Genomic DNA, 24702 nt, shown 5'->3' on the forward strand with positions numbered 1-24702 from the left:
TCAGCATGCCGACGACGCACCACCGGCCCACGCCGCCACCCTTGCCGCCTTCCCCTTCCCGCTTCCCTGCCCTTACCCCGTCCCCGTCGCCATCGTCATCGTCATCGCCGAGAGCCGACGGCCTGCCCTGGACGGCCAGCGACGCGCTGGTGGCCGTCGGGGCGGCCGCCGTGGACCTCATCGGCTACACGGTCGGCGGCCCGGACCAGAGCCAGCCGATCTCCCTGACCGCGCTGGTGCTGCTCGTGCTGGCGGCCATGCCGCTGCTCACCAGGCGCCGCCACCCGCTGGCGTCGCTGGCGGGTGTACTGGCTCTCGGCCTGGCGCTGAACCTGAGCGTGCAGGTACCGCACCACTTCAACGCCACCCTCTGCATCGCGCTGTTCGCCGTGGCCCGGTCCCGCGGGCTCGCGGTGGCGGTGCCGGCCGGCCTCGTGGCGGCGGCCGTGCCGCTGCTGGGTCGGGGCCATCCACTGCCCCCGCCGATCGGGATCGCGGCGGCCGACGTGTTCGCCGCGGCACTGATCATCGCCGCAGCCGAGGCGCTGAAGCGCTGGCAGCGCGAGGTCGAGGCCAGGCGCGGGCTGCTGGCCGACCGCGCGGTGGCCCAGGAACGGCGCCGCATCGCACGGGAGTTGCACGACATCGTCGCCCACCACATCACCACCATGCAGCTGATGGCCGGCGGGGCGAGGGCCAACCTCGGGCGCGACACCGAGGTGGTGCGCGACGCCCTGGTCGCCCTGGAGGGCTCCGGGCGGATGGCGCTGCGCGAGATGCGCCAACTGCTCGACGTGCTCCGGGCCGGCGACGAGCCGGACGGGGCGCCGGGCGGGGCCTCGCCGGCTCCGCAACCCGGTGTCGGGGATCTCGGACGGCTCGTCGACGAGTCCCGGCGGGCCGGCCTGCCCACCGACTTCGCCGTCCTCGGGGAGGAGCGCCCGCTGCCGCCGAGCACCGGCCTGGCGGTGTTCCGGATCGTCCAGGAGTCCCTCACCAACACCCGCAAGCACGCCGGCCCCGCCCGGGCCCTGGTCCGGCTGACGTACCGTCCGGACCGGATCACCGTCGAGGTGTCCGACGACGGCGCCACCGCCTCGGCCGACACCCTGGTGGGCGCCCTGGCAGGGCCGGGCGATACGGCCGCAGCGAGGGCCGGCCGCACCGGGTACGGTCTGATCGGAATGCGCGAGCGCGTCGCACTGCAGGGCGGCAGCCTGGAGGTCGGCGGTCTCGACGGCGGTGGCTTCCGGGTGGCGGCCAGCCTGCCGCTGGCGCCGGTCGACAGAGAGGAACGGCTCGGATGACGGGATCCACGGAGCGGATCAGGGTGCTGATCGCGGACGACCAGCCGCTGGTGCGGCGGGGCCTGGCACTGATCCTGGCCCCCGACCCCGGGTTCGACGTGGTGGCCGAGGCGGACAACGGGCAGCGGGCGGTCGACCTCGCACACGAGTACCGGCCCGACGTCGTGGTGATGGACATCCGGATGCCGGTGCTCGACGGGGTCCAGGCGACGGAGCGACTCACCCGGGAGCTGCCTGCGAGCCGGGTCCTGGCGCTGAGCACCTTCGACATGGACGAGTACGTGGTCGCCGCCCTGCGCGCCGGCGCCTCCGGGTTCCTGCCCAAGGACGTCTCCCCGGAGGAGCTGCTGGCAGCCGTCCGCACCGTGCACACCGGCGAGGCGGCCGTGGCGCCGCGCCTGCTCACCCGGCTGATCTCCACCTACGTCACGGCGCCCCGCGTTCCGCAGCCGCCGTCGCCGGCACCCGGTCTGGGCGAACTGACACCCCGCGAGATCGAGGTGTGGCACCTGCTGGCCACCGGCCTCGACAACGCCGAGATCGCGTCGGCGATGGGTATCAGCGTCTCCACGGTCAAGAACTACATCACCAGCATCTTCGGCAAGTTGAGCGTCCGCGACCGCGCCCAGGCGGTGATCGCGGCCTACGAGTCCGGCCTCGTCGCAGCCCGGTCGGCGAACCCGGCGGGCTGAACCTGGCGGGCTGAACCGGACCAGGCCGAGCCGGGCCGAGCCGGGGCGGGCCGCGCGGCCTCCCGGCATGCAGGCAGGTCCACCCGAGGGGCGGGCCCGCGGCCGCACGCCGGCCTCGGGTGCGCCGAAAACGCCAAAGGTCCCCCACCCGGAAGGGCGGGGGACCTGCGCACGATCACTGTGCCCCAGGCAGGATTCGAACCTGCGACACCGGCTTTAGGAGAGCCGTGCTCTATCCCCTGAGCTACTGAGGCGGGGCCGGCCGGCCTGTTCGGCGACGACCAGGGTGCGGGCGCCGGTGGGGCGTCCGGTCCACAGAGTACCGGATTAGGGGTCGGGCGGGTGGTGAGGTCACAGGGGCTAGTGGGATCATGGTGCGTGCAGGGGGGACCGGGCGACGGGGTGTCAGATCACGGTCCAGTAGCCTGGGGCGAACCGGCTTGCCGGTACCGGCCGTTGGCGGCTCACCCCGGCTCTGGCCTGTCCGCATCAAGCTTCCGCACCAGATCGACAACGAGGCAATTCAGCATGACATCAGCCGCCGGGTGGCGCCCGGTCCGCCTGGTACTGGGACAGGTGTGGGTGCTGCCGGCACTCGCCATGCTGTTCGTCGGAGGGTTCCGGCTCGGGACGCCCGAGTTCTGGCGCGACGAGGTGTCCACCTGGACAGCGGCCACTCGCTCGTTCGGGGACCTGCTGCGGCTGCTGCAGCACGTCGATGCCAGCAACGGCTTCTACTACCTGCTGCTGCACGGGTGGACCCAGGTCTTCGGCGACTCGGTCATCGCGCTGCGGATGCCCTCGGTGCTGGCGATGACGGCCGCCGCGGCCTTCGTGGCGCTGACCGCGGAACGGCTGTTCGGCAACCGGGTCGCGGGGATCAGCGCCGGACTGCTCTTCGCGGTGGTACCGGAGATCGCCCGGTACGCCCAGGAGGCCCGCTCGTACGCGCTGGTCACCTGCGGAGTAGCCGGGGCGACCTGGTTCCTGGTGCGGGCGCTGGACCGGCCGGGCTGGCAGCGCTGGGCGCCGTACTGCGTGGCGATGGCGGTGGCGGGCGCAGGCCATCTGATCTCCTTCAGCACCATCGCCGGTCAGGTCGCGGTGGTCCTGCTGCACCTGTGGCGCACCCGGAGCGCGGTGCAGTGGCGGGTGCTCTGGCAGTACCCGCTGGCGGTGGCCGTCGCGACGCTGCCGGTGATCCCGGTGATGATGCTGGGCAACGAGCAGTCGGGGCGGCAGCTGGGCTGGATCATCCGGCCGGAGCTGGGCCAGCTGGTGCATCTCGGCGACTCGCTGTTCGGCGGGGTCGGGGTCTACCACGCCTTCACCTTCCTCGCACTGCTCGCGCTGCTGCTGCCCGGCGGACGGCTGCCCGCGCTCCAGATGCTGCTGCTGGCGCTGCTGCCGGCGATCGCCGTGTGGGTGGTCTCGCGCAACGGCACGACCTCGTACTTCCTGGAGCGCTACCTGCTGTTCACGGTGCCCGCCTGGGCGGTGCTGGGCGGTGGCGGCATCGGCGCGGTGTACGCGCTGGTGACGGCGCCCCGGCGCAGCCGGCCGGCCGGGCACGCCCGGGCCGCGGGGGTGCTGCTCACGGTCGGCCTGCTGGTGCTGCCCCTGGTGGAGGCCAAACCGGCGCTGCTCGCGGTGCGGACGGTCTACGGGCACACCTGGGCGCGCGAGCACTTCCGGGCGGCGGCCGACCTGATCGCCGCCGGGTACCGGCCCGGGGACGGGGTCGCGGCTCCGCTCGGCAACCAGAGCTGGTCCATGATCGGCCCGGGTGTCGACTTCTACCTGCCGGACGGCATCGAGCCGTACCCGGTGTTCGTGGAGCACAGCGCCGCGCAGGCCGAGGACCTCTTCCCCTCGGCCTGCCCGCAGCCCGCCAACTGCCTGGGGCAGGCGCAGCGGATATGGCTGCTGGTCCTGGGTGACACCAACGACCCGATGGCCGCCATCCCCGGCGACCAGTCGCAGGCCCTGCGGGCGCGGTACGGCGCCCCCAGCCAGGTCACGGCACTCGGCGGGGTCACGGTCGCGCTGCTGGACCGCACCGGCTGAGCCGGTTCCCCGCCCGGATGCGGGCACCCGGTCGGCGGGCGATCATTGGTCGCGGTGACCAGGGCGCGCTCGGACGCCCGCGCGTCCGCGGCCGAGGAGGACGAGCCCGTGACCGACCAGCCCTCCGGTCCGCCCGCCGACCCCGACGACGAGAACAACGGGGACGGCGACCGCGGCAGCGAGGGCGGCCACGGCAGCGGCGGGGACGGCAGCGGCGGGGACGCCGGCGGCGAGCGGGCCGACGGCGACGACGGCGGCCCTGCGGCGGCCGGCCGGGTCGCCCGGATGCGGAAGCACTCCACCAGGCTGGCGACGACCGCGCGCGGGCTGCCCGAGCAGGTCCCGCTGGTCGGCCGGGCGATCCGCCAGCTGCTGCGGGTGAACCTGCTGGACTGCGCGACCCGGCTCGCCGCCCAGGCCTTCCTGAGTGCGCTGCCCGCCCTGTTCGTGGTGTCGGTGTTCGCGCCCGCCGCGGTGCGCAACGGCGTGGTGCACTCGCTGCGGACCGAGCTGGGGCTGCAGGGACAGGCGCAGCAGTCGGTGCAGGAGCTGCTGACCCCGAGCCATGCGGAGGAGACCACCATCGGGGTGGTGGGCGCCCTGGTGACGCTGCTGTCGGCGACGGCGCTGAGCCGGGCGATGCAGCGGGTCTGCGAGCGCTGCTGGGAGCTGCCGAAGGCGGGCACCCGGCTGGCCGCCTGGCGCTGGCTGGTCTGGCTGGCGGTCTGGCTGACCTGCATGGTCTACCAGACACCGGTCCGGGACGGCTTCGGCCAGGGCCTGTGGCTGGGGGTGCCGCTGTCCTTCGTCGGCGGGACGGCGCTGTGGTGGTGGACGCAGCACCTGCTGCTGGGGGGCCGGGTGCGCTGGCTGCCGCTGCTGCCGGGCTCGCTGTTCTGCGGGGCGGCGGTGACCGCCCTCGGGGTGGCCTCCCGGATCTACCTGCCGCGCGCGATGTCGCACAGCGTGTCCCAGTTCGGGCCCTACGGGGTGATCTTCACCGGGCTCTCCTGGCTGATCGTGACCTTCACCGCGGTGACGCTGGCGATCGCGCTGGGCCGGGTGGTGGCGGAGGAGGAGATGATCGCCCACTGGCTGGGCTCCCGGACCGAGCCGGGGGTCTGGGGCGGCGTCCGGATCTGAGGCCTGCCGCGGGGCGACCGCTCCGCCCTTGCGGCTCCTGGTCCCGCAACGACAGCGGAGTGGGAAGTCGGACCGGCCGACTTCCCACTCCGTTGTTGGGCGCCCGTCAGGGCGTGCGGGGCATTGCGTGCTCGTCGGAGCGTGCGGGTCAGAGCGTGCGGGTCAGCCTGGAGAGGATCGACGGCGGGGCCAGGTCGGACTGGAGGACCACCGGGATCTCGATCCGGCTGTCGCCCTCGCCGGTGCGCAGGACCCCGACCCGGGTGCCGGCCTTGGCGGTGTGGCCGACCTTCGCCGGGTCCAGGACGAGGGTGGCGGAGACGCCGGGGAAGCCGGCCACGGTCAGGTCCTTGGTGGCGACCACCGGGATCCGGCCGCCGAGGCCGTCGTCGACCTGTCCGACGACGTCGCCCTGCTTGGCCAGGGTCTGGCCGGTCAGCCCGTTCTGGGCGGCCTGGATCTGCTTGGCGCTGACGATCTGGACCACCTTGAGGATGCTGGGCTCGGCGGTGGTGGCCGGCTGGCCCAGGGTGACACCCAGGATCAGCCGCTTCACCCCGCCGATCTCCTTGTACGCCGCCCACATCAGGCAGCCGCCGGCCGGGGTGCTGGAGCCGGTCTTGACGCCGATGATGCCGTTCTTCGGGGAGATCAGGGTGTTGGTGTTGGAGATCTTCTGGTTGTTGAAGGTGGTGTCCGGCGTCGAGACGATCTGCCGGAAGATCTCGTCCTGCATCACCTGCTCGGCGAGCTTCAGCTGGTCCTTGGCGGTGCTCTTGGTGTCCGGGCTGAAGCCGGCCGGGTCGGTGTAGACGGTGTTGGGCATCCCGAACCGGACGGCGGTGTCGTTCATCTTCTTCACGAACGCCTCCTCCGAACCGGAGTCCCAGCGGGCCAGCAGCCGGGCCACGTTGTTGGCCGACGGCAGCATCAGCAGTTCCAGCGCCTGGTACTGGGTGAGCTGCTGGCCCTCGGTCAGGGTGACCCTGGACTCGTCGACGTTCCCGGACTCCTGGGCGGCCTGCTTGTCGACGGTGATCTTCGGGCCGCTCTCCCCCTTCTTCAGGGGGTGCGCCTGGAGGATCAGGTAGGCGTTCATGACCTTGGTGACGCTGGCGATCGAGGCCGGGGTCTCCGGGCCGGAGCTGCCGAGGCTGCCGACGCCGACCACCCCGGCGGCGGACTGGCCCTTGGCGGGCCAGGCCAGGTCGAGCGGGTCGCCCGTGAAGGTGAAGCCGCTCTGCGCGGTCAGCCTGACCTTGGAGTCGGGCAGCGGGCGGAGCAGCTGGGCGGCCACCACGGCGCCGAGCACCACGGCGAGGAAGACGGTCCAGATGGTGATCCGCTTGAGCGCGCGGCGCAGCGGCGAGACCGGGCGGGCGTTGAGGGCCGCCAGCACCTCCATCGCCTCGGAGGTGTTCTCCGGTGCGCGGAGCGGCGCGGGTTCGGGCAGCGGTTCGGGCAGCGGTTCGGGCAGCGGTTCGGGCTTGGGCAGCGGCGGCGCGGGCGGCACCGACGGGCGGTCCGGGTCGGGCAGTGGCTCGGGGGCCGGGGCGGGCTCGGGCTTCGGCTCGGGGGCCGGGACGGGCCGCGGCTCCGGTTCGGGGGCCGGCTCGGGCTCGGGCAGCGGCCTCGGCGCCGGGGGCTCCGGCACGGAGCCACCGCCCGGGGCCGGGGCGGTCGCCGGGACGGCCGCCAGGGCGGGAAGCGCGGCGGCGGCGAGGGAGCCGGCGGGGCGCGGCTTCTCCAGCTTCTCCGCCTTCTCCGCCCTCTCCGTGCCAGCCGCCTTCTCCGTGCCCTCCGCCCTCTCCGTGCCAGCCGCCTTCTCCGTGCCCTCCGCGCTCTCGGCCTTGGCGGGCTCCTCCGCGGTCGCGGGCTCCTCCGCCGCGGCCGGCGCCTCGCGCGTCGCGGCCGCCGCGTCCCGGGCGGGCGCCTCGTCGACCGCCTCGTCGACCGGCTCCTCGTCCGCCACGGGCGCCACGGGCGGCTCCGCCCTGTCGGTCTGCTCGGTCTGCTCGGTCGGCTCGGTCCGCTCGGTCCGGCCCGCCTCCCCGCCCGTCCGGATGGCGAGACGCGGGTCGCGCCCGGCCGGGCGGCCGGACGCCCCGTCGACCGGCTCGGCCACCGCCGGACTCCCGTCGGCGGTCGCGGACCCGTGCCGGTCAGCGGCGGAACCCTCCTCCGCCGGGGCGGACCTGACGAGCTCGTCGGGCAGCCGCAGCGCCGTGGTCGCGTTGTCGACAGGCAGCCGCAGCATGGTCGTCCGGGTGTCCACATCCCGGACCCGGAGCTGCACCGTCCCCGCACCCTTGACCCCGGCCGCCGCGCCCTCGGCAGGCTTGTCGGCAGCGGCGGCCGCCGCGGTATCGGTGGCGGCGCCGGTCACTTCCCGGTCCCGCTCCTGCTCCCGCTCGCCGTCCCGCAGCACCCTGTCGGGGGACTCGCCCACGTAACCCAGCCTCCTCAACGCCCGGCGGGGCACCGGCAGACCCGATTTCGGGAAGCCGACGCCCCGCCCCATGTACCTGTACAGTCTCCGCCACCGACGACGGTTCCGGCCGCCCACACCCCGCCCGACCGGCGCATATTGTCGCCGCGCGGTCGTACCCCGGCCTGTCCACCGGTCAGACGCCGGGCCCACCACCGCCGGTTCCCTGCCGCGGCCGCAAGGTCACGATTCGGAGGCGTACTCGACAAGCCCGTGTGAGAGGCGTCACGCTGTCATTCATCCACGCGGGGAGGCTTGGATGGGCAAGAGCCGCAGAACTGTTCCCGAGGAACTCTTGCTGCTCGCCTTGGACCCGACCACGGGCACCACGGCGCAGCCGCAGACCCTCGACCTCGGACTCGCCGGGGCCCAGCTCGTCGAGCTGTCCCTGGCCGGACGGATAGTCCCGGAAGGAGACCGGATCGCCGTGGTGCTGCCACGGCCCACCGGTGACCCGACACTGGACCACGCACTGGAGCTGCTGCGCCGACGCGGCAGCCCGGTCCGCGCGGCGCACTGGATCGGCGGGCCCCGGCTGGGGCTTCGGCAGACCTACCTGGCGCACCTGGAGCGTTGCGGCATGGTCACGGCCGTGCCGGGCCAGGTGTGCGGGGTACTGCCGACGACGCGCTACCAGGCGTCCGACGACTGCACCAACGCCGCGATCAAGCAGCGGCTGGACACCGCGATCCGCACGGGTGTTCCGCCGGACCCTCGGACGGCCGCGCTCGCCGCGCTGGCCCACTCGGTGGGTCTGGGCAAGCACCTGTACCCGGGCAACGAGGGTCGGTCCTCGCGGTCGCGGCTGCGCGACCTGATCAGGTACGACCCGCTGGGCGGGATGGTCGCGCACGCCGTGATGGACGTGCAGAACGGCCTGCCCAGCCAGCAGAACCGTTCACCCCAGAGCGACGGGGCTCCGGCCGGCGCCGGCCGCCCCGGCCCGCGCTCGGCGGGCCGCAGCGGACCGGGCGGACGGGTCGCGGTGTCCCGCGTCGGGGTCCGCTGACGGAGCCGGGCGCCCGGCGCCCGGCAGGCGGCGTGCGAAGCGGCGCCCGCCGCACCGCTCACGCCGTCCGTCGGCGCTGAGCAACCAGGAGGCAGCAAGGGGCGGTCGCCCGCGACGGAAGTCGTGGGCGACCGCCCCTCTGCCGTCCCCGAGGCCGCCCGAGCCGCTCGGCGCCCGCGTGCGGGCCCGTCCGGTCCCGTCCGGTCCCGTCAGCGTCGCCCAGCACGCCCAGCACACCCAGCACCGTGCGGAACCGTTTCGGGGATGCTCCGGAGCCACTCCGAAGCCGCTCCCCCACCGTGTCCACGCCGTCCCCGCATGTGCCACCAGCACATGCACCCAGCAAGCGCACCACTACCGGAGAGGGCCGCAGACTCGCCTTACCACCCGGGGGTGCCCGCTGTCTCGCCGAAGCGCTTTTCCGATGATCTGTTCTACTGCGCTCCTGCGATTCCCCGGCGCCGACCTGAGCCAAGGTGTCATGCTGCTCCGAGTCAGGGGGGTTGGTCCCAATTTCCACAGTGTTCCGAGGAATGCCGCTCCAACGATCACCAGAGGTCCGGCCGGAGGTCGACGTGTCCGCGAACATCAATCCCACCGTGCGCCGCAGAAGGCTCGGCGCCGAACTGCGCAAGCTGCGCGAGGGCCTGGGGATGACGGCGGAGGAGGTGGCCGGGCGACTGATGGTCTCGCAGTCGAAGATCAGCCGGCTGGAGAACGGCCGGCGCAGCATCAGCCAGCGCGACGTCCGCGACCTCTGCGACGTCTACAACGTCAACGACGAGCAGATGCGCGGCAGTCTGATGGACATGGCCCGGGAGTCCCGCCAGCGCGGCTGGTGGCACGACTTCAACGACATGCCCACCCCGTACAGCGTCTACATCGGCCTGGAGGCGGAGGCCTCCTCGATCCGGGCGTACGAGTCCTCGTTCGTCCCCGGCCTGCTCCAGACCGAGCAGTACGCGCACGCCGTGGTGGTGGGCACCCAGCCGGACACCGACGCGCTCTCCGTCCAGCGCCGGGTCCAGGTGCGGATGAAGCGCCAGGACCGCGTCCACGGCGAGAACCAGCTGGGCAGCCTCTGGACCGTCATAGACGAGGCGGTGCTGCGCCGCGAGGTCGGCAGCCGGGAGGTGATGGCCGACCAGCTCAAGCACATGCTGGAGCTGAGCCAGCGCCCGAACATCACCATCCAGGTGATCCCGTTCTCGCACGGCGCCCACCCCGGAATGACCGGGACATTCTCCCTGCTGGAGTTCCCCGAGTCAGCCGATTCCACGGTTGTCTACTTCGAAGGGGTGACGAGCGATCTCTACCTGGAGAAGGAGGCCGACGTGCGCCGCTATACCAGTCTCTACGACCACCTGCGGGCAGCGGCTCTGGGGGTCGCGGAGAGCCGGTCACTGATAGCGACGATTGAAGAGGGATACCACGAATGAGCACCACCTTCGAGAACGGGACGGTCTGGCGGAAGAGCAGTCACAGTGGCGGCAACGGCGCCTGTGTGGAGATCACCGCACCGGATGCGGGAGCAGTGGCGGTACGGGACTCCAAGGATCCTCAGGGCCCACGCCTGCACTTCTCCTCCGAGGCCTGGAACGCGTTCGCCGCCGCCGCCGGAGCCGGTGCGTTCGGCGGGTTCTGATCCCGGCGGGTTCACCCGGCCGCCCGATCTCGGCCCAGTTGCCCGTAGCGGGGTCCGCCGCCCTCCCGGCGGCAGGCCCCGCTACGGGCAACTGCGTGTCCGGGGCCGGGCCGGCGGCCGGGTGTCAGCGCAGTACCGGGTACCGGGTGGCCCAGGCGAGGCCCTCCGGCGTTTCCAGACTGTGCAGTTCGGGCCCGTGCATCAGTTCCAGGACGAAGTCGTCGGCCAGCTCCAGGATCGCCCCGCGCCCCTCCAGGCCGGCCACCAGGCCGGGCGGCAGCGCGGTGTCGCCGTGCAGCACCCCGAGCAGGTTGCCGCAGATCGCGCCGGTGGAGTCGCTGTCTCCCGAGTGGTTCACCGCCAGCAGCAGGCCCGAGCGCACATCGTGGGCGACCAGCGCGCAGTAGACCCCGATCGCCAGCGCCTCCTCGGCGACCCAGCCCTCCCCCAACGCCTCGACCCGCTCGGCGGACGGCTCCCCGGCCCGGACCGCGTCCAGCGCCCCGCGCAGCGCGGCCGTGGTCTCCTCGTGCGCCGGCCGCTCGGAGAGCAGCGCCAGCGCCAGGTGGACGCCCTCCTCCAGGGTGCCGCCGCGGGCCGCGGTCTGGACGATCACCGCGAGGGCGCCGGCCGAGAGGTAGCCGCTGGGGTGGCCGTGGGTCAGCACCGAGCACTCCACCGCCAACTGGAACACCAGGCCTGGCTCCCAGGTGGTGAGCAGCCCGAACGGCGCCGCCCGCATCACCGTGCCGCAGCCCTTGGAGTGCGGGTTCTTGGGCGCCTCCAGGGTGCCCAGCCGGTCCGCCTCCGGACCGGAGAGACCGGAGAGGCAGGCCTGGCCCGGGGCCCGCTGCGCGTACAGCCACTCCTCGCGGCCGAGCCAGCCGAGGTCGGCCCGCCGCTCGTCCGGACCCCAGTCGCGCTGGGTGGCGGCCCAGCGCAGATAGGCGAGGTGGATGTCGGTGGGCGGGTGCCAACTGCCGGTGTCCCGGCGGATGTGGGCGCGGATCAGGCCGTCCAGCGTGAACAGCACCATCTGGGTGTCGTCGGTGACCGCGCCGAGCCGGCCGTACGCGGGGACGTAGCCGGTGACGCCGTGCGGCCCGTGCAGGGCCCGTATCTTCTCCAGCGACTCGAACTCGACACCGGCGCCGAGTGCGTCGCCGATCGCACCGCCGAGCAGACAGCCCCGCACCCGGCTGCGGAAGTCCTGCTGCTGGGCGCGTGACCACAGTGGCATCACGACGGGGCGCCTTTCGTCCGGGGATCAGGCCGCGCGACGCTCGGCCGGTCGCGCGCCATCGCACTGTATTCGAATGCCCGAACAAGTCGAGGTGTTCCCTCGCACACCAGCACTTCAACATCTTGTTGCTGCGGCGCCACCCGGCGGACACGAACCGCCACCCGGGGCTCCCTACCGTCCGGCCATGACCATCTCCCACACCCGTCTGACCACCGCACTGGCCCTCACCGGCGCACTCGTCCTCGGTACCCCCGCGCTCGCCCTCGCCGCCCCGGCCGCCCCCACGGCCGCCGCCGAGGCGAAGCAGTCCGCGCACGCCATCCCGTTCACCGCCGCCACCGTCACCCAGCAGGCCGACGGCACGTTCACGCTCGGCTGGACCGCGCCCGGCACCCGGGGCGTCACCGTCTACGCCGGCACCGACCCGGAGGACATCCGCCACCGCAAGCCGGTCGCCCGGGGCGCGGGCAGCGCCACCGTGACCGTCACCGGCCTGGCCGCCGCCGACCGCTGGTACTTCGAGCTCGTCCCGGACCGCGGCGAGTCGCTCGTCGTCGCGGACCGCTCGCTGCACCTGGCCTCCGCCCCCAACTTCCGCGACGCCGGCGGCTACCGCACCACCGACGGCCACTGGGTGCGGATGGGCGTGGTCTACCGCTCCGGCGACCTCGGCAAGCTGACCGACGAGGACCTCGCCAAGCTGCGCCGCCTCGGCATCCGGACCGTCTTCGACCTGCGCACCCCCGGCGAGCAGAAGACCGCCCCGGACCGCATCCCGGCCGGCGCCACCGCCGTCGACGCCAACGTGCTCGGCGTCCCCGACACCGGTGCCTTCAACGTCACCACCCCGCAGGCCGCCGTCCAGGCCATGGTCGACGCCGAGCGCACCATGGTCTCCGCCGACAGCGCCCGGACCGCCTACCACGCGCTGCTCGACTCCGTGGTGGAGCGCGACGACGAGAACATCCTGTTCCACTGCACCGCCGGCAAGGACCGCACCGGCTGGGCCTCCGCCGCGCTGCTCACCGCCCTGGGCGTGCCGCGCGAGAGCGTCGAGGCCGACTACCTGGCCAGCAACACCTACCGGGCCGCCGAGATCGCCGCCACGCTGGCCAAGCTGCCCCCGGCCTACCAGGCCGTCTACAAGCCGCTGCTGGACGTCCGCCCCGAGTACCTGAACGCCGGCTTCGACGAGGTCCAGCGGGCCTTCGGCTCCTTCGACGCCTACCTGAAGTCCGGCCTCGGCCTGGACAGGCGCGACCTGCGCGACCTGCGCAGCCAGCTGCTGGTCGGCTGAGGCCCGCACCGGAGGGCGGGCCGGTCCCCGACGGTGGCGCGGGGACCGGTGCTCGCGGTTCGGACGTTTCCGACGGCTCCCGACGGCTCCCGACGGTTGCGACGCCGCCGCCGGGCGGTTCCCGGCGGCCGGGTCAGTCCACCAACGGCAGCAGCTCCGGCAGGTGCCCGTCCGAGGCGAGCGCGGCGGCCCGGCGCTCGGCGGACACCTCGCCGTAGGTGGTGGTGCGCTGGCGGTGCGGGCGGCCGGCCGCCTCGGCGATCGCCTGGAGGTCGCGCACCGACTTGTAGCTCCCGTACGCCGAACCGGCCATCCGCGAGATGGTCTCCTCCATCAGCGTGCCGCCCAGGTCGTTGGCGCCGGAGCGGAGCATCTCGGCCGCGCCCTCGGCGCCCAGCTTCACCCAGCTGGTCTGGATGTTGGGGATGTGCGGGTGCAGCAGGAGCCGCGCCATCGCGACCACGGCCCGGTTGTCCCGGGCGGTCGGTCCGGGCCGGGCGATCCCCGCCAGGTAGACCGGCGCGTTGGTGTGGATGAACGGCAGCGTCACGAACTCGGTGAACCCGCCGGTGCGCTGCTGGATCTCCGCGAGCAGCCGCAGGTGCCCCAGCCAGTGCCCCGGGGTGTCCACGTGCCCGTACATCATCGTGGAGGAGGAGCGGATGCCCAGCTCGTGCGCGGTGGTGACGACCTCCACCCAGGTCGCGGCGGGCAGCTTGCCCTTGGTCAGCACCCAGCGGACCTCGTCGTCCAGGATCTCGGCCGCCGTGCCCGGGATGGTGTCCAGGCCCGCCTCCTTGGCCTGCTGGAGCCAGTCGCGGACGGAGAGCCCGGTGCGGGTCGCGCCGTTGACCACCTCCATCGGCGAGAAGGCGTGCACGTGGATGCCGGGCACCCGCTCCTTCACCGCGCGGGCGATGTCGAAGTAGGCGCTGCCGGGCAGGTCCGGGTGGATGCCGCCCTGCATGCAGACCTCGGTGGCGCCGACCTCCCAGGCCTGCGCGGCCCGGTCGGCGACCTGCTCCAGCGAGAGGGTGTAGGCGTCCGCGTCGGTGCGGCGCTGGGCGAAGGCGCAGAACCGGCAGCCGGTGTAGCAGACGTTGGTGAAGTTGATGTTCCGGGTGACGCAGTAGGTGACGTCCTCGCCGACCGCGTCGCGCCGGACGTCGTCGGCGATCCGGCAGAGCGCGTCCAGGGCCGGGCCGTCCGCGTGGAAGAGCGCGAGCGCCTGGTCGTCCGTCAGCCTGGTCGGGTCCTCGGCGGCCACCGCGAGGGCCCCGCGCAGATCACCCGCCAACCGCTCGGGGGCGCCCTTGGCGAGGACCTGCTCGCGCAGCACCTCCCAGTCCCCGTAGACGTCCTCGAAGTCGGCCCGGCGGTCCCCGGTGCGGCCCTCGGTGTCGATGGTGGCGTGCAGGTCGGTCCGCCCGTACGAGGCGGGCAGGTCCTCGGGCTCCTGCCACGGGTGGCCGGTGACCACGGCGTCGGGGCGGGCCAGGCCGGTCCGCGGGTCGCTGAGCGCCCGGACGTGCGGCAGCACCCGCGGGTCCAGCCAGGGCTCGCCGTGCCGGACGTACTCCGGATAGACCGCGAGGCGCTCGCGCAGCTCGAAGCCGGCCGCCGCGGACCGCTCGGCCAGCCGCTCGATCTGCGGCCAGGGGCGCTCCGGGTTCACGTGGTCGGGCGTCAGCGGCGAGACCCCGCCCCAGTCGTCGATGCCTGCGCCGATCAGCCGCTCGTACTCCCCGTCGACCAGGTTCGGCGGGGCCTGCAGACAGGCCGTCGGGCCCATCACGTGCCGGGCCACGGCCACGGTCGCGACCAGCTCGTCCAGCTCGGCGTCCGGCATGCCGCGCATCGCCGTGTCCGGCTTGGCGCGGAAGTTCTGCAGGATCAGCTCCTGGATCCCGTGGTAGGCCCGGGAGACCTTGCGCAGGGCGAACAGCGACTCGGCGCGCTCCCGGTAGGTCTCGCCGATGCCGATCAGCAGCCCGCTGGTGAAGGGCACGGAGCTGCGCCCGGCGTCCTCCAGCACCCGCAGCCGGACGGCCGGCTCCTTGTCGGGCGAACCGTGGTGCGGGCCGCCGGGCTCGCTCCACAGCCGGGTGGCGGTGGTCTCCAGCATCATGCCCATCGAGGCGGAGACCGGCTTGAGCCGCTGGAAGTCCGTCCAGCTCAGCACCCCGGGGTTGAGGTGCGGCAGCAGCCCGGTCTCCTCCAGGATGCGGATGGACATCGCCCGGACGTAGGCGATGGTGTCGTCGTAGCCGTGCGCGTCCAGCCACTCGCGGGCCTCGGGCCAGCGGTCCTCGGGCTTGTCGCCGAGCGTGATCAGGGCTTCCTTGCAGCCCAGCTCGGCGCCCCGGCGGGCCACCTCCAGCACCTCGTCCGGCGACATGAACATCCCGTGGCCGGCCCGGCGCAGCTTGCCGGGGACGGTGACGAAGGTGCAGTAGTGGCACTTGTCGCGGCAGAGCCGGGTGAGCGGGATGAACACGCTCTTGGAGTAGGTGATGACGCCCGGCCGACCGGCCTCCGCCAACCCCGCGTCGCGCACCCGGACGGCGCTCGCACAGAGATCCCCCAGGTCGTCCCCTCTGGCCTGGAGCAGGACCGCCGCCTCGGTCGCGTCCAGCGCGACACCGTCCCGGGCACGGCGCAGGGCGCGCCGCATCGCGTTCGCGGTCGGGGTGTTCAATGCGTCCATGGCGCGACCCTACGCCAGTTCTCGTACGTCCGGAGGAGGGAACCCTGAGGAGGTATCAGGGTCGACTGCGCCGGGAGACCGACCCCGATCTGGCCCTGCAGGGCGATGACTCCGGCGGCTCGCGGCCGTGTAATGGAGAGGCACAGGCAGTCGGTCACGGGTATTCGGTCACGGTTACGGAGGGGTTGGACGTATGACGGACGACACGGCGACTCAGGAGCACCAGGGCGGCGTGCCCTACCGGTCCGGGCGGCGCACCGCGGTGCGGGTGGCGGTGCCGCTGGTGGTGGCGGGCACGATCGCCGCCGGGATCGGCCTGGTGCCGGCGCTGGCGGACGACTCCCCGCCGAACCTGCCCGCGCTGACGGCGGAGCAGGTGGTGGCGAAGGCGCTCGGCTCGCAGGCGCAGACGCTCTCCGGCACGGTCGCGGTCTCCGCGGACCTCGGCGTCCCGGGCCAGCTCTTCTCCGCCGCGGGCGGCGGGATCGGCTCCGGCGGCACCGGCTCGTCCTCCTCGGCCGCGCCGGAGGCCAAGCTGGCCGGCCTGCTCGGCGGGGACCACACCCTGCGGGTGGCGGTGGACGGCCCGGACCGGCAGCGGATCGGCCTGATCGAGAACCTGTCCGAGTACGAGCTGGTGCACAACGGCGACCAGGTCTGGGCCTGGGACAGCTCCACCAACGAGGCGGTGCACCTGACGGCTCCGCAGGGCGCGCGGCCGGGCCACCCGGAGCGGGCCCCGCTGACCGGGGTGCCGGCCACGCCGGCCGAGGCGGCCCGGGAGTTCCTCGCGGCGGGCGCGGGCACCACCGCCGTCACCGTCGACGGCACGGCGAACGTGGCCGGGCAGAAGGCCTACCAGCTCAGCGTGAAGCCCACCCAGTCCGGCTCGACCATCGGCGAGGTGCGGATCGCGGTGGCCGCCGACAACGGCGTGCCGCTCGCGGTGGTGGTCAAGGGGACGGACGGCTCGACCGTGCTGGACGTCCACTTCAAGGACGTGTCGTTCGCCAAGCCGGCCGCCAAGTCCTTCGAGTTCTCGGCCCCCAAGGGCGCCAAGGTGACGGAGCAGAAGGCGGACGGTCGGGGCGAGGGCCACCAGGCCCCCGGCGCCGCCGCGGAGAAGGGCGACCTGAACGTCGTCGGCGAGGGCTGGACGACGGTGCTGAGCACCCGGCTGCCGAGCGGTGACATCACCGCCCCGGCGGAGTCCGGCAAGCAGGGCCGGCACGGCGACAAGGGCCGGGGCAACGGCGGCGGCCAGAGCGTGCAGGGCCTGGTGAAGTCGCTCGGCAAGCCCGTCAAGGGCGGCACTCTGATCAGCACCAAGGTGCTGAACGTGCTGGTCACGGATGACGGCCGGGTGTTCGCCGGTGCGGTGACGCTCCCGGTGCTGCAGAGTGCGGCCGGGGTGAAGTAATGACCCAGGCTCCCGTAACGGGGGACGTTACGGAGCCGGCCGGGGGGCCGGGCGCCGAGGTGCGCCCGGCCCCCGTGGCCGTTCCCGCGACCGTTCCCGCCGTCGCTCCCTCCGGCGTTCGTGCCGGAGCTCCCTCCGGTGCTTCTGCCGTCGACCTCTCCGGATCCGACGCGGTGATCAGCGCCAGGGGTCTGACCAAGCGCTTCCGGGGCGGCCAGCTCGCCGTGGACGGGCTGGACCTGACGGTGCCCCGCGGCAGCGTCTTCGGCTTCCTCGGCCCGAACGGCTCCGGCAAGACCACCACCATCCGGATGCTGATGGGGCTGATCGCGCCCACCTCCGGCGTGGCCACGGTGCTCGGCGAGTCGATGCCGCAGTCCGTCGCCACCGTGCTGCCCCGGGTCGGTGCGCTGATCGAGGGCCCGGCCCTGTACGGCTTCCTCTCCGGCCGGGACAACCTGGCCCGCTTCGACGCGGCCGATCCGACGGCCGACCCGCGCACCCGACGGCAGCGGGTCACCGAGGCGCTGGACCGGGTCGGACTGACCGCGGCCGCGGGCAAGAAGGCGCGGGCGTACTCGCTGGGGATGAAGCAGCGGCTCGGGTTGGCCTCGGCGCTGCTCCAGCCGCGCGAGCTGCTGGTGCTGGACGAGCCGACCAACGGCCTCGACCCGCAGGGCATGCGGGAGATCAGGGCGCTGGTACGGGAGGTCGCGGCGGAGGGGACGACGGTGTTCCTCTCCTCGCACCTGCTGGACGAGATCGAGCAGGTCTGCACCCACGCCGCGGTGATGTCGCGCGGGCGGCTGGTCGTCCAGGGCACCGTCGCCGAGCTGGCCGCCCGGGCGCAGGGCCGGCTGGTGGTCCGGACGCCCGACGTGGCGCAGGCCGCCGAACTGCTGACGGCGTACGGGGTGGCCGATGTGACCGTCGGCGAGGGCCGGGTGGACGGCGTGCCGGGCGTGCCCGCCGAGGGCGCGTCGGGCGCTGAGGCGGCGGCCGACGACCTGCTGCCCAAGCTGTGCGCGGCGCTGGTCGAGGCCGGGGTGCGGGTGCGCGGCTTCGGGGTCGAGCGCGGGACGTTGGAGGACGCCTTCGTGGCGCTGACCGGGGAGGGCTTCGATGTCGCGGGCTGAGGTTGCCGGGGCCGGGGGTTCGGGGGCCGCGCCCGCCGGGGCCGGGGTCGCCGCCGGGCCGGTGGTCGGGCGGCGGCCGCAGACGGCGGCCGGGTTCCTGGCGCTGTTCCGCAGCGAGCTGGTGCTGACCTTCCGCCGGGTGCGCACCATCGTGCTGCTGGCGATCCTCGCGGTGCTGCCGATCCTGATCGGCGTCGTCGTCAAGATCGAGACGGACGGGCCGCGCGGCGGCGAGGGTCCCGCCTTCATCGCGCAGGTGACGCAGAACGGCCTGTTCCTGGTCTTCACCGCGCTGGCGGTGGCGCTGCCGGTCTTCCTGCCCATGACGGTCGGCGTGGTCGCCGGGGACTCCGTCGCGGGCGAGGCGGCCTCCGGGACGCTGCGCTACCTGCTGGTCGCGCCGGCCGGGCGGACCAGGCTGCTGGCCGCCAAGTTCACCGCCGGCCTGGTGTTCTGCCTGGCGGCCACGGCGACGGTCGCGCTGGCGGCGCTCGCCACCGGCGCGGCGCTGTTCCCGCTCGGCGAGGTCACGCTGATCTCCGGTGACACCATCGGCCTCGGCTCCGCGCTGCTGCGGGCGGTGCTGGTCGCCGCGGTGGTGGCGGCCTCACTGGCCGGGCTGGTGGCGATCGGGCTGTTCATCTCGACGCTGACCGGCAGCGGCATCGCGGCGATGGCGGCCACCGTCGGTCTGGTGATCACCGTGCAGATCCTGGACAGCTTCCCGCAGCTGCACGCGATCCAGCCGTTCCTCTTCACCCATCACTGGCTGAGCTTCGGGGACCTGCTGCGCGAGCCGATGTACTGGGACGGCGTGCTGAAGAACCTCGGCCTCCAGGCCGCCTACGTCGCGGTGTTCGGCTCGGCCGCGTGGTCGCGGTTCACCAGCCGGGACATCACGGCGTAGGGCCGAACCGAGCAGCGGGCCCCGTCGACGAGGTGCTGTCGGCGGGGGCCCGCGGGGTCTGCGTCAGCCGGCCGCCGCCGGGGCGGTGGCGGGTGCGGCGCCGGGGGCGGCCTGTACCGCCGCAGCCTGCTTCCGGAGGGCCGCCCGCTCGACGCGGTCCGCCTGCACCCGGCGCAGCGCGTCCCAGGTGAGCACCGCCAGCGCCGCCCACACCAGGGCGAAGCCTGCCCAGCGGGCGGGCGGCATGGACTCGTGGAAGACCACGATGCCGATCAGGAACTGGAACACCGGTGCCAGGTACTGCAGCAGCCCGAGCATGGTCAGCGGTACCCGGACGGCGGCGGCGCCGAAGCAGAGCAGCGGGATCGCGGTGATCACCCCGCTGAGCAGCAGCAGCCCCGAGTGCCCCCAGCCGTACTCGCCGGGCACGGTGTGCCCGAAGGTGCCGCGGCCCACGACCTCCAGGTAGACCAGGTACCCGAGCGCGAACGGGAACATGAAGGCGCTCTCCACCGCCAGGCTCTCCAGCCCGCTGAGCCCGACCTTCTTCTTCAGCAGCCCGTAGGTGGCGAAGGAGAACGCCAGGGTGAGCGCGATCCAGGGCAGCCGCCCGTACCCGATGGTCAGCACCGCCACGGCGAGGGCGCCGATGCCGACGGCCGTCCACTGCACGACCCGCAGCCGCTCCTTGAGCACCAGCACGCCGAAGGCGATGGTCACCAGCGGGTTGATGAAGTAGCCGAGGCTGGTCTCCACGACGTGCCCGGTGTTGACGCCCCAGATGTAGACGCCCCAGTTGACCGAGATCACGGCCGCCGCCGCAGCCGACATGGCGAGTCGGCGGGGCTGGCGCAGCAGCGGGCGTATCCAGCCCCAGTGCCGCTGGGCCAGGAGGAACAGCACCACGGCGACCAGGGACCAGACCATCCGGTTGGCCAGGATGTCGTCCGCGGCGCCGGGCTCCAGCAGCGGCCAGAAGAGCGGGAAGAGGCCCCACATCCCGTACGCGGCGGCGCCGAGCCAGAGGCCTCTGCCGGCTTCCTGCTGGGTTGTCTCTGCCATCGACGGCCTGCCCTCCGCGCGCACGTGTGTCGAGCCGACGGTAGCGGGCGCGGGGGCAGGATGTCATCTACGTATTCACGTTTTGGTCATGACATGAGGCGCGCCGGGCCGTGCCGGAATCGCGCCGGGGCAGGCCCGGACCGGTCAGGCACCCAGGGCCGCGCGGACGCTCTCCGCCAGCGGCGTGGTCGGGCGGCCGATCAGCCGGGCCAGGTCACCGGGGGTGCCGGCCAGCTCGCCGCGGGCGATCCCGGCGTCCACGTCGACCAGGATCTCGGCGAAGCCCTCCGGCAGACCCGCGCCCACCAGCACCTCGCGGTGCTCGGCCGGGGCCACGTCGCGGTGCTCCACCGGCTTGCCCGAGACCTCCGCCAGCTCGGCGGCCAGCTCGGCCAGGCTCCAGGCGGCGTCACCGCTCAGCTCGTAGACCCGGTTCTCGTGCCCCTCGCCGAGCAGCACCGCGACGGCGGCGTCCGCGTAGTCCCGACGCGCGGCGCTGGCCACCCGGCCCTGGCCCGCGCTGCCGATCACGGCACCGCGCGCCGCGGTACCGGCCGCGTCGCCGAGGTAGTTCTCGGTGTACCAGCCGTTGCGCAGGAGGGCGAAGGGGACGCCGGACTCGCGGATGGCCGTCTCGGTCTCCTTGTGCTCGTCCGCCAGCCGGAAGGTGGCCGCACCCGGCGCGCTGGTGTAGGCGAGCAGCGCGACGCCGGCGGCGCGCGCCGCGTCCACCACGGCGCGGTGCTGCGGGATGCGGCGGCCGACCTCGCTGCCCGAGATCAGCAGCACCCGGTCGCCGGCCGCGAAGGCGTCGGCCAGGGTCTCGGGGCGGTCGTAGTCGACCACCCGGACGGTCACCCCGCGATCGGCGAGGTCCGCGGCCTTCCCGGCGGAACGCACGGCCACCGCCACCTCGCTCGCGGGGACCTCGGCCAGCAGGCCCTCGACGACCAGACGGCCGAGCTGTCCGGTGGCACCGGTGACGACGTACATGATGTTGCTCCCTCGGTTGGCTTCGCTGCTTCGTTGACCTCGCAACTAACCCTAGGGACTGCACTAACCTTTCGAAAGTACGCACTTCAAAGTACGGTACTGGTATGAAGGTAATGACCCAGGCCACCGCCCCCCTCGGCGAGCTGCCCCCGCCCGACGTCTACGACCGGATGTGCCCGTCCCGCGGCGTCCTGGAGCACGTCACCACGCGCTGGGGCGTCCTGGTCCTGGCCGCACTGGAGGAGCGCGGCTACCGCTTCAGCGAACTGCGCCGCCGGGTGTCGGGCGTGAGCGAGAAGATGCTCGCCCAGACCCTGCAGACCCTCGAACGCGACGGCTTCGTCCTCCGCGAGGCCCACGCGGTGATCCCGCCCCGCGTCGACTACAGCCTCACCCCCCTCGGCCGGGAGGCCGCCCAGCTGGTCGCCGCCCTCGCGCACTGGTCCGAGTCCCGAGTCCCCGCCGTCCAGACGGCCCGCGCGGAGTACGACGCACGGCCGCGCTGAGCGGGGCCGGAACGGCTGACCGGCCCACCTGTCCGGTCCCCGCGGCGTACCGGCCGGTCTACTCGCTCTCCTCGACCAGCGCCGCCAGCCCGTCCAGCACCCGGGCCAGCCCGAACGCGTAGGCGTGGTCGGGGCTGTAGGCGCCGCCGTGGGCCTCCCCGGCGGCGGTGCCCACGCGGGCGGCGGTCGGGAAGCGCCCGGGGTCGAAGACGCGGGCGAGCAGCTCCGCGTGGGCGGCCCACCACTGCTCGTCGCCCATCGCGCTGTCCTGCTCGGCGGCGCGCTCGTCGGCGGCCATCCGGGCACAGGTCTGGACGAAGCCGAGCAGGTGGGTCAGGGCCGCGTCGAGGTCGACGTCCGACAGGCCGGCGCCCTCCAGGGCGCGCAGCTCGTACTCGTACTTCGCCATCAGCCCGGGACCGAGCGGCGGGCGGCTGGTGGAAACACTCGCCACCCAGGGGTGGGCGCGGTAGAGGGCGCGGTTGTCGTCGGCGACGGCGGCGGCCCGGGCACGCCAGCCGTCGTCCGCGGGCGCGGTCCGGGGCATCCGGGCGTAGACGGTGTCCAGCATCAGGTCGAGCAGCTCGGCCTTGCCCGGCACGTAGGTGTAGAGCGCCATCGGCGAGAGCCCGAGCTCCTGGGCCACCCGGCGCATGGTGACGGCGTCCACGCCCTCGGCGTCGGCCAACACGATCGCCGACGCGGCGATCTCCTCCGTGGAGCGCGCCTGGCGCGGCCCGCGCCGGCCCGGCTTCTCGGCCGCCGTCAGCCCCCAGAGCAGGGCGAGGGTACGCGCGGGGTCTCCTGCGCTACTGCGGTCGGTGGCCATGGGCGAATCCTTTCACGGCGGCCGCCCGGCCGAGGGGGCCGGGAGCCGTGACGTCAGGCGGACGTCCCGCTAGGTTCGGGCCATGACCAGCCCCGGACCCACTCCCCTGCCCGGCACCCCGCCCGAACCGGAGCTGCTGCGCCCGCACGTCACCTGCCGCCGCTGCCACCGCCCCCTCCACGACCCCGAGTCCCGCCTGCTGCGGCTCGGACCCGGCTGCCGCGACACCGCCGAGCGCGTCCCCCGCCACCACGTCGAGCAGGATCCGCTGCCGGGGATGGGCTAGGGCGGACCGGGGCGTCCGGTCAGCGCCCGCCGAAGAGCCGCTTGAGGAGACCCGGGCGGGCGGCGGGGGCCTCGGGCGCCGGTCCGGCCGGTCCGGCCTGCTCGGTGGCGTGGTCCCGTTCGTCCCACTCGAGCAGGGATTCGGCCAGTCCGAGGGCGTCCTCGTCCAGCCAGGGGCAGGCCCGCACGAGCGTGCAGACCGACCGCAGGATGGTCACCTCCCGGTGCCGGACCGCCCCGGCGGTGTAGTCCAGCCGCTCCAGCAGCCGGGCACCGACATCGGCCCGGGTCTCCGGCTGGGTCCAGGCGATCGCGACCAGCGCGAAGCCCGCCGCCTCGACCACCCAGTCCTCGGAGCCGAGCAGCAGGTCGAGCAGCACCCGGCGGCGGTCCGAGCCGGCCCAGGGCTGGTCGGTGCGGTGGTGGGCGATGCCGAGGCAGGCGAAGGCCTGGACGGCGCGGACCCAGAGTTCGGGCTGGTGGGCCAGCAGTGCCCGCCCGAGTTCGTCCTCGCGCGGCGCGGGCGGGTGGGCCAGAACGCCGAGCAGGTCGTCCAGCGGCACCTGGGCGAGCCGCACCGCGTGGTCGTAGGCCGCCGGCAGACCGGGCCAGGCGATCTCGGCGGTGTCCCGGATCAGCTCGGCGGATGCCGCCGACGGCGGTGCGACGGCCGGGCGCGGCACGGTCTCGTCGTAGTCCCAGATCCGGATGCCGACCTCGCGCAGGGGCACCCGGGGGTCCGGTTCGAGGATCGCGCCGTACTCGACGGTGGCCCGGGGCAGCGCGAGCAGCAGGACCGACAGCGAGCTGGGCGGTTCCAGCGCGGAGGCGGTGAAGGCGACGTGGCTGTCCCGGGTGGTGTCCGACGACGCCAGAAACTGGTGGAGGACGTTGACCGACGCCTCGGTCGCCCCGGGCACGATGCCCAGCCAGGGCTGGTGACGGCTGAGCCGGGAGAGCAGTTCGGCCGCGTACTCGTGCTCGGGGTGGGCCCGGTGGTGGTCCGCCAGTGCCAGCAGCTCGGCCGTCCCCCCGTCCACGGCGTGGCGCAGGCCGTGCCGGGCCGGGGCGGCCTTGGGGTGCTCGGGCTCGACGGCGAGGACGCGCTCCAGCCGGCGCAGGCCCTCGGCGGGCCGCCCGGTCGACCCGTACAACTCGGCGATGTCGACGGCCAGATAGCTGTTGGAGGGGTCGCGGGCCAGTTCGGCCTCCCAGACCGCCAGGGCCCGGCCGGGCTCCCCGTGGGCGCGCAGGGCGTTGCCGAGCATGACGGCGGGGAGGTAGTCGGGCGAGAGCCGGTGGGCGCGCTCGGCGAGGTCGACGGCGCGGGCGGTGTCGCCGAGGCGCCTAGTCAGCCCGGAGGCCAGGGCGAGCAGCAGCGGATGCCTGGGGTGACGGTCCGCCACGGCCCGGACGAAGGCCTCGAACGGCTCGACGGCCGGGCGCAGTTCCTCGTCCAGCGGGTCCGCGAGGGAGCCCGAGGCGCGGGCCGCGGCCTGGGCCACCGCGTCGGCGGAGACCAGCCCCGGAAGGTCCTCCCGGGCCAGCCAGGCGGCGTGCGCCCAGGGCGTGGCGGGCTCGAACTGGATCGCCGAGGCCAGCAGCCCCACCGCGGTGTCCCAGTCGCCCGCGACGGCCTCGATGTGGGCCCGGCAGACGAGGGTGCCCAGGTAGACCTGCTCGCCGAGCGGGAAGTGCTCCCGCGCCGCCGCCGGACCACCCGCCCTGGCGCAGAACTCGGCCAGCGCCTCGTGCAGTTCGGGCAGCTGCGGGTCGACGGCCATGGCATCCGCCAGGTGGTCGGCGGCGTGCGGGAGGTCCTCGGAGTCGATGGCCAGCCGGGCCATCGCCACCTCGCCCTCCGCCGCCAGTCGCCGATCGTCGTGGCTCTCCGCGTGCTCCATAAGCCGTGGCCCCCCTCTGCCCTGTTCCGACGCGTGCGCGGACGAGGCTATCCGGCGGTGAC

20 protein-coding genes and 1 tRNA gene are annotated in these 24702 nt (G+C 74.0%); 13 read left to right on the plus strand and 8 right to left on the minus strand.

Going from position 1 to position 24702, the window contains the following annotated elements:
- The first annotated feature begins 149 nt into the window (after window positions 1-149).
- Window positions 150-1307, plus strand: coding sequence for a sensor histidine kinase (locus ACFVVX_RS06400; RefSeq protein ID WP_387942037.1), 1158 nt, complete (start codon window positions 150-152; stop codon window positions 1305-1307).
- Window positions 1304-1999 carry a response regulator gene (locus ACFVVX_RS06405; protein ID WP_387942039.1) on the plus strand — a complete coding sequence of 232 codons (696 nt, stop codon included), beginning with the start codon at window positions 1304-1306 and terminating at the stop codon, window positions 1997-1999. The genes ACFVVX_RS06400 and ACFVVX_RS06405 overlap by 4 nt, the downstream gene beginning before the upstream one ends.
- A 181-nt stretch (window positions 2000-2180) precedes the next feature.
- Here the strand turns inward: ACFVVX_RS06405 and ACFVVX_RS06410 are convergent.
- Window positions 2181-2253 (minus strand) — tRNA-Arg (locus ACFVVX_RS06410).
- Between the two features lie 274 nt (window positions 2254-2527).
- Here ACFVVX_RS06410 and ACFVVX_RS06415 point away from each other — a divergent pair.
- On the plus strand, window positions 2528-4066 hold the full coding sequence (locus ACFVVX_RS06415) for a glycosyltransferase family 39 protein (RefSeq protein ID WP_387942041.1): 1539 nt from the start codon (window positions 2528-2530) through the stop codon (window positions 4064-4066).
- Window positions 4067-4120: 54 nt separating this feature from the next.
- A complete protein-coding gene (locus tag ACFVVX_RS06420) occupies window positions 4121-5209 on the plus strand; it encodes a YhjD/YihY/BrkB family envelope integrity protein (RefSeq protein WP_387942043.1) in 1089 nt (362 codons plus the stop codon).
- 148 nt (window positions 5210-5357) lie between these two features.
- Here the strand turns inward: ACFVVX_RS06420 and ACFVVX_RS06425 are convergent, their stop codons facing one another.
- The gene (locus ACFVVX_RS06425; RefSeq protein WP_387942045.1) at window positions 5358-7658 is read right to left on the minus strand and encodes a D-alanyl-D-alanine carboxypeptidase; all 2301 of its coding nucleotides are present in this window, start codon (window positions 7656-7658) and stop codon (window positions 5358-5360) included.
- Window positions 7659-7956: 298 nt separating this feature from the next.
- On the opposite strand from ACFVVX_RS06425, the gene ACFVVX_RS06430 reads away from it, so the two are divergent.
- From ACFVVX_RS06430 to ACFVVX_RS06440, 3 genes are all read left to right on the plus strand, one after another.
- Entirely contained in the window at window positions 7957-8706 is a 750-nt protein-coding gene (locus tag ACFVVX_RS06430; RefSeq protein ID WP_387942047.1) for a GPP34 family phosphoprotein, read from the plus strand.
- 575 nt (window positions 8707-9281) lie between these two features.
- Window positions 9282-10145 carry a helix-turn-helix domain-containing protein gene (locus tag ACFVVX_RS06435; protein ID WP_387942049.1) on the plus strand — a complete coding sequence of 288 codons (864 nt, stop codon included), beginning with the start codon at window positions 9282-9284 and terminating at the stop codon, window positions 10143-10145.
- The gene (locus ACFVVX_RS06440) at window positions 10142-10351 is read left to right on the plus strand and encodes a DUF397 domain-containing protein (protein ID WP_387942051.1); all 210 of its coding nucleotides are present in this window, start codon (window positions 10142-10144) and stop codon (window positions 10349-10351) included. The genes ACFVVX_RS06435 and ACFVVX_RS06440 overlap by 4 nt, the downstream gene beginning before the upstream one ends.
- A 124-nt stretch (window positions 10352-10475) precedes the next feature.
- Here ACFVVX_RS06440 and ACFVVX_RS06445 read toward each other — a convergent pair whose 3' ends face one another.
- Window positions 10476-11591, minus strand: a complete 1116-nt coding sequence (locus ACFVVX_RS06445; RefSeq protein WP_387942053.1) for an ADP-ribosylglycohydrolase family protein — start codon at window positions 11589-11591, stop codon at window positions 10476-10478.
- 187 nt (window positions 11592-11778) lie between these two features.
- On the opposite strand from ACFVVX_RS06445, the gene ACFVVX_RS06450 reads away from it, so the two are divergent.
- Window positions 11779-12891: a tyrosine-protein phosphatase gene (locus ACFVVX_RS06450; protein ID WP_387942055.1), complete on the plus strand. Its 1113-nt coding sequence runs from the start codon at window positions 11779-11781 to the stop codon at window positions 12889-12891.
- A gap of 133 nt (window positions 12892-13024) precedes the next feature.
- Here the strand turns inward: ACFVVX_RS06450 and ACFVVX_RS06455 are convergent, their stop codons facing one another.
- The gene (locus tag ACFVVX_RS06455; RefSeq protein WP_387942057.1) at window positions 13025-15598 is read right to left on the minus strand and encodes a bifunctional FO biosynthesis protein CofGH; all 2574 of its coding nucleotides are present in this window, start codon (window positions 15596-15598) and stop codon (window positions 13025-13027) included.
- A gap of 193 nt (window positions 15599-15791) precedes the next feature.
- Here ACFVVX_RS06455 and ACFVVX_RS06460 point away from each other — a divergent pair, with 193 nt between their 5' ends.
- From ACFVVX_RS06460 to ACFVVX_RS06470, 3 genes are read left to right on the plus strand one after another with little or no spacing between them, the layout of a single operon-like run.
- Complete coding sequence (locus ACFVVX_RS06460) at window positions 15792-17018, plus strand: outer membrane lipoprotein carrier protein LolA (RefSeq protein ID WP_387942059.1); 1227 nt, start codon at window positions 15792-15794, stop codon at window positions 17016-17018.
- Window positions 17018-18154, plus strand: coding sequence for an ABC transporter ATP-binding protein (locus tag ACFVVX_RS06465; RefSeq protein ID WP_387942061.1), 1137 nt, complete (start codon window positions 17018-17020; stop codon window positions 18152-18154). Before ACFVVX_RS06460 ends, ACFVVX_RS06465 begins: the two co-directional genes overlap by 1 nt.
- Window positions 18141-19061, plus strand: a complete 921-nt coding sequence (locus tag ACFVVX_RS06470; RefSeq protein ID WP_387942063.1) for an ABC transporter permease — start codon at window positions 18141-18143, stop codon at window positions 19059-19061. The genes ACFVVX_RS06465 and ACFVVX_RS06470 overlap by 14 nt, the downstream gene beginning before the upstream one ends.
- Before the next feature lie 63 nt (window positions 19062-19124).
- Here ACFVVX_RS06470 and rarD read toward each other — a convergent pair whose 3' ends face one another.
- Complete coding sequence (gene rarD / locus ACFVVX_RS06475; RefSeq protein WP_387942065.1) at window positions 19125-20123, minus strand: EamA family transporter RarD; 999 nt, start codon at window positions 20121-20123, stop codon at window positions 19125-19127.
- A 144-nt stretch (window positions 20124-20267) separates the two neighbouring features.
- A complete protein-coding gene (locus ACFVVX_RS06480) occupies window positions 20268-21119 on the minus strand; it encodes an NAD(P)H-binding protein (RefSeq protein ID WP_387942517.1) in 852 nt (283 codons plus the stop codon).
- 110 nt (window positions 21120-21229) lie between these two features.
- Here ACFVVX_RS06480 and ACFVVX_RS06485 point away from each other — a divergent pair, with 110 nt between their 5' ends.
- Window positions 21230-21622, plus strand: coding sequence for a winged helix-turn-helix transcriptional regulator (locus tag ACFVVX_RS06485; RefSeq protein ID WP_387942519.1), 393 nt, complete (start codon window positions 21230-21232; stop codon window positions 21620-21622).
- Between the two features lie 58 nt (window positions 21623-21680).
- Here the strand turns inward: ACFVVX_RS06485 and ACFVVX_RS06490 are convergent, their stop codons facing one another.
- On the minus strand, window positions 21681-22451 hold the full coding sequence (locus ACFVVX_RS06490) for a TetR/AcrR family transcriptional regulator (protein ID WP_387942067.1): 771 nt from the start codon (window positions 22449-22451) through the stop codon (window positions 21681-21683).
- An 82-nt stretch (window positions 22452-22533) separates the two neighbouring features.
- On the opposite strand from ACFVVX_RS06490, the gene ACFVVX_RS06495 reads away from it, so the two are divergent.
- On the plus strand, window positions 22534-22737 hold the full coding sequence (locus ACFVVX_RS06495) for a DUF6011 domain-containing protein (RefSeq protein ID WP_387942069.1): 204 nt from the start codon (window positions 22534-22536) through the stop codon (window positions 22735-22737).
- Between the two features lie 19 nt (window positions 22738-22756).
- Here ACFVVX_RS06495 and ACFVVX_RS06500 read toward each other — a convergent pair whose 3' ends face one another.
- Complete coding sequence (locus tag ACFVVX_RS06500; RefSeq protein WP_387942071.1) at window positions 22757-24640, minus strand: hypothetical protein; 1884 nt, start codon at window positions 24638-24640, stop codon at window positions 22757-22759.
- Window positions 24641-24702 lie beyond the last annotated feature (62 nt).

Origin of the sequence: Kitasatospora sp. NPDC058170, from assembly GCF_042883905.1 — a bacterium.
Taxonomy (GTDB): domain Bacteria; phylum Actinomycetota; class Actinomycetes; order Streptomycetales; family Streptomycetaceae; genus Kitasatospora.

Coding starts and splice junctions, on each gene's coding strand:
- rarD (WP_387942065.1), bottom strand. CDS start 20,123: ATGGCAGAGACAACCCAGCAGGAAGCCGGCAGAGGCCTCTGGCTCGGC.
- ACFVVX_RS06500 (WP_387942071.1), bottom strand. CDS start 24,640: ATGGAGCACGCGGAGAGCCACGACGATCGGCGACTGGCGGCGGAGGGC.
- ACFVVX_RS06470 (WP_387942063.1), top strand. CDS start 18,141: ATGTCGCGGGCTGAGGTTGCCGGGGCCGGGGGTTCGGGGGCCGCGCCC.
- ACFVVX_RS06445 (WP_387942053.1), bottom strand. CDS start 11,591: ATGCCACTGTGGTCACGCGCCCAGCAGCAGGACTTCCGCAGCCGGGTG.
- ACFVVX_RS06450 (WP_387942055.1), top strand. CDS start 11,779: ATGACCATCTCCCACACCCGTCTGACCACCGCACTGGCCCTCACCGGC.
- ACFVVX_RS06490 (WP_387942067.1), bottom strand. CDS start 22,451: ATGGCCACCGACCGCAGTAGCGCAGGAGACCCCGCGCGTACCCTCGCC.
- ACFVVX_RS06415 (WP_387942041.1), top strand. CDS start 2,528: ATGACATCAGCCGCCGGGTGGCGCCCGGTCCGCCTGGTACTGGGACAG.
- ACFVVX_RS06485 (WP_387942519.1), top strand. CDS start 21,230: ATGACCCAGGCCACCGCCCCCCTCGGCGAGCTGCCCCCGCCCGACGTC.
- ACFVVX_RS06495 (WP_387942069.1), top strand. CDS start 22,534: ATGACCAGCCCCGGACCCACTCCCCTGCCCGGCACCCCGCCCGAACCG.
- ACFVVX_RS06465 (WP_387942061.1), top strand. CDS start 17,018: ATGACCCAGGCTCCCGTAACGGGGGACGTTACGGAGCCGGCCGGGGGG.
- ACFVVX_RS06460 (WP_387942059.1), top strand. CDS start 15,792: ATGACGGACGACACGGCGACTCAGGAGCACCAGGGCGGCGTGCCCTAC.
- ACFVVX_RS06430 (WP_387942047.1), top strand. CDS start 7,957: ATGGGCAAGAGCCGCAGAACTGTTCCCGAGGAACTCTTGCTGCTCGCC.
- ACFVVX_RS06405 (WP_387942039.1), top strand. CDS start 1,304: ATGACGGGATCCACGGAGCGGATCAGGGTGCTGATCGCGGACGACCAG.
- ACFVVX_RS06455 (WP_387942057.1), bottom strand. CDS start 15,598: ATGGACGCATTGAACACCCCGACCGCGAACGCGATGCGGCGCGCCCTG.
- ACFVVX_RS06440 (WP_387942051.1), top strand. CDS start 10,142: ATGAGCACCACCTTCGAGAACGGGACGGTCTGGCGGAAGAGCAGTCAC.